Consider the following 3550-nt stretch of genomic DNA (forward strand, 5'->3'; position numbering starts at 1 on the left):
GATACAGCGCATCTGTGCAAATCTGGGCGACCTCATTTTATCAGCGCTTCCTTAATAAACAACAACAGAAAAACATTCCTTGAATCCCATACAAGATAGCTCCTATGAAATCTCAGATAAAATACATGATGTTTCCCTGAGACTTCTGTCTATCTGTTTCATCGAGGATCACACAAAGGGTTACCTTTTCAAGAGCTGTACGGATGGCTGTGTCAAGCGGCTCGTAAACAGCGTGCTGTAGCGCTTGATCGAGCGCACTTTCATCATCCGCTGTCGCAGGTCCCGGCTTTTCCGTCAGCGGCAGTTCGATGGCGGCGAGCACATCCCAAGCCGTGATCTCTTGCGGTGCGCGAGAGAGTTGGTAGCCGCCCTGCGAGCCTTTGCTCGACTTCACAAGCCGCGCGTGCTTTAAAAGAGAAAAAACTTGCTCTAAATAGATTTTGGATATGCCTAGATTTTCAGAAATCGTGAGAATCGTCGTCGGACTGCTCGCTTGACCGATGCGCGCGAGAAAGACCATAGCAGCCAATCCATAGCGTCCTTTGGCAGAGATTTTCATGTATATATACCTCTTTTCATACGGTTTATCTATGTATTTATCTTACCATGAAACCCCAAGAAGTCAAGCCCGAAGGGCGCAGACTGATTGGCTAGGTTTCTGTAAGGGCGGCGCACAATGTCCACAAAGTGGACGTTTGTGCGTGTAGTTTATCGAGAAAGCCGTCATTTGTCAATCACATAGTGATGAAATAGGTTTTCTGCATTCACTAAATTAAAGATCGCAAGATTTATCTCTTCGGCAGAAGTCGCGCAGGCGCGCAAATCCGGACGATTTCTTGGTATCCGTGCTTCCCTTATTTTTTCAAAAGCCTATTGACATAGTGGGAAAAAGTCTGTAAGATATAACATATCAAACAGATATGAAATAAAGAGATTTTAACTCTAGGAGGAAACGTCATGGCAAAGATATACGAAAGTATCACAGAGCTTATCGGCGGTACGCCGCTTCTGCGCACACGGAATTTCTGCACGGAGAACGGCGTCGAAGCGGACATTCTCGCGAAGCTTGAGTACTTCAATCCTGCCGGCAGTGTCAAGGATCGCATCGCGCAGGCGATGATTGAGGATGCGGAGAAGCGCGGCGACTTGAAGCGCGGCTCGGTCATCATCGAGCCGACGAGCGGCAACACGGGCATCGGTCTCGCGAGCGTCGCGGCGGCGCGCGGCTATCGCGCGATCTTGACGATGCCCGAGACGATGAGTGTCGAGCGGCGCAATCTCTTGAAGGCGTATGGCGCCGAGATCGTCTTGACGGACGGTGCGAAGGGCATGAAGGGCGCGATTGAAAAGGCGGAAGAGCTTGCCAAAGTGACGCCGAACGCCTATATTCCATCGCAGTTCACGAATCCTGCCAATCCTGCCGTGCACAAGCGCACGACGGGACCCGAGATCTGGACTGCGACGGACGGCAAAGTCGACTATTTTCTTGCAGGCGTCGGCACAGGCGGCACGCTCACAGGCGTCGGCGCATATCTGAAGAGCCAAAATCCAAACGTGAAAGTCATCGCCGTCGAGCCGGAGAATTCGCCCGTCTTGAGTGCGGGCAAGGCAGGTCCGCACAAGATCCAGGGCATCGGCGCGGGCTTCGTACCCGAGACGCTCGATACAAGCGTCTATGATGAAATCATCACGGTGTCGAACGACGACGCTTTCCGTTACAGCAGGCAGTTCGCGCGTGCAGAGGGCATCCTCGTCGGCATTTCATCGGGCGCTGCGCTCGCCGCCGCCACCTGCATCGCACGTCGTCCCGAGGCGAAAGGCAAGATGATCGTAGCTCTCCTGCCCGACACGGGCGACCGCTATCTTTCGACGGAGCTCTTTAAGGACTGAGATGGAGATCATCCTTTAGAATCTTTCGTGAAAAGCAAATCGTTCCTTTTCAAACGAGATTTAATCCCATCGACACACTGTCGATGGGATTAAATCTCGTTTAGATTATTACTCTATTCTATCGTTGACAAAAGATGAAAGTTCTTATAGAATGAGATGCGAATAAAAATTGCATAAAAAAACAGGTGCTGAACAACGCTTTAGGACGCATAGAAAACGCTGTACCGAGAACACGGTGCTTTTTCTCTATGTTTTCTAAAAGAGAATCCGGTCAAATGCCGGAGCGGTCCCGCCACTGTAAGGAAGAGCAAAGCTGCATGGATGAACATCCGGTCACTGGGGAGCCATCTCTGGGAAGGCGCAGCCGCGCGAGGATTCCGAGCCAGGAGAACTGCCTGTTTTGTGCGCCCCGCAGATCCACGAGAGATGGGAAGGGGAGCCGTCTACGATATCGGGATGATACAGCGGCTTTCTTCGTGGAGAAAGCTTTTTTTATTATGAAAGTCCAAGAAGTCAAGCCTAAAGGGCGCAGGCTGATTGGCGAACTTTCATGAAGGGCGGCGCATAATGTCCACAAAGTGGACGTTTGTGCGTGTATTTTATGCAGTTTTTCAGCAATGCCGGATGGGCGTTGCAGGAAAAAGGAAGGGCGTACGCTCATCAAGGAGGAAATGAAAGAAATGAAAAAGCGACACCTCACATGCGCGATTCTTGCCGGATTGTTGTCCACATGGGGGGGGGCAAAATCCCGCTCACGCAGGGCATGACGAAAATCTGCAATTTTATACGCTGGACAGCATTGAGGTCACGGCGGAGCAGACGATCAACCAGTTCGGCGATACGGTGACGGAGCAGTCTTACTACCGCACGGGCGGCGACGTCAAGGTCATCACGCGCGAGGAGATTGAGAAGCGTCACTATATGGATCTCACGGAGGCGATCAAGCGCATCCCGGGCGTGACGTTCCAGAACCCGGGCTACCGCGGCGGTGAATACGGCTATCAGTTCTACAACAACGGCGTGCTCATCAACGGAGACTCGCGTGTCGTCATCCTCATCGACGGGCGGCGCGTGGATAACCTTACGAGTACGCGTATCGGCGGTAACAGCAAAAGCGGAAGCAAATCCACAGGCGTCAATCTCGACCAGCTGCTCGGCATCGAAAGCGTCGACAAGATCGAAGTCATCAAAGGTCCCGGTGCATCGGCGTATGGACCGGATGCGACGGGCGGCGTCATCAACATCATCACGCGCAAGGGAACGGTCGAGCGCAAGGGAACTCTTGATCTTTCGACCGGCTCGTGGAGCAAACATAATTATTCGCTGACGCTCTCGGGTACCATCGACGAGAATCCTACCTTCCGCTATTTCGGCACGGTGACGCGCACGTTGAGCGGCGATACAGAATACGTCGATGGTGAAACGGGCAAGATCGGCACGCTCGGCGGCTCGCACTGGGCGGAAGATGCGGTCAATATCTGCATCGACAAGGATCTGACCGATGAGCAGAGTATCAAATTCTGGTACAACCACAAGAGCGGCAAAGACGGCTATCCGATCTCAACGCCGCGTCTCAAGTATTGGAATCAAGACGACTGGGAGCGCATCATTTTCGGCGCTGCTGTGGGGAAATTGGACAACAACAACGTGCTGCAAGGTG

Annotated in this window: 2 protein-coding genes, 1 pseudogene and 1 riboswitch; of the genes and pseudogenes, 2 read left to right on the plus strand and 1 reads right to left on the minus strand. The window is 52.5% G+C overall.

Annotated features, from left to right (window positions below):
- Window positions 1-112 precede the first annotated feature (112 nt).
- On the minus strand, window positions 113-559 hold the full coding sequence (locus ACTTKG_RS09925; RefSeq protein WP_442674040.1) for an RrF2 family transcriptional regulator: 447 nt from the start codon (window positions 557-559) through the stop codon (window positions 113-115).
- A gap of 398 nt (window positions 560-957) precedes the next feature.
- On the opposite strand from ACTTKG_RS09925, the gene cysK reads away from it, so the two are divergent.
- Together cysK and ACTTKG_RS09935 are read left to right on the plus strand one after the other, a co-directional pair.
- Window positions 958-1890, plus strand: coding sequence for a cysteine synthase A (cysK, locus tag ACTTKG_RS09930; protein WP_442674041.1), 933 nt, complete (start codon window positions 958-960; stop codon window positions 1888-1890).
- Window positions 1891-2106: 216 nt separating this feature from the next.
- Window positions 2107-2302: riboswitch (cobalamin riboswitch) on the plus strand.
- A gap of 268 nt (window positions 2303-2570) precedes the next feature.
- Window positions 2571-3550: pseudogene (locus tag ACTTKG_RS09935) on the plus strand (TonB-dependent receptor plug domain-containing protein); the annotation flags it as partial.

The sequence above is a fragment of the Selenomonas sp. genome (assembly GCF_052169755.1).
Lineage (GTDB): Bacteria > Bacillota > Negativicutes > Selenomonadales > Selenomonadaceae > Selenomonas.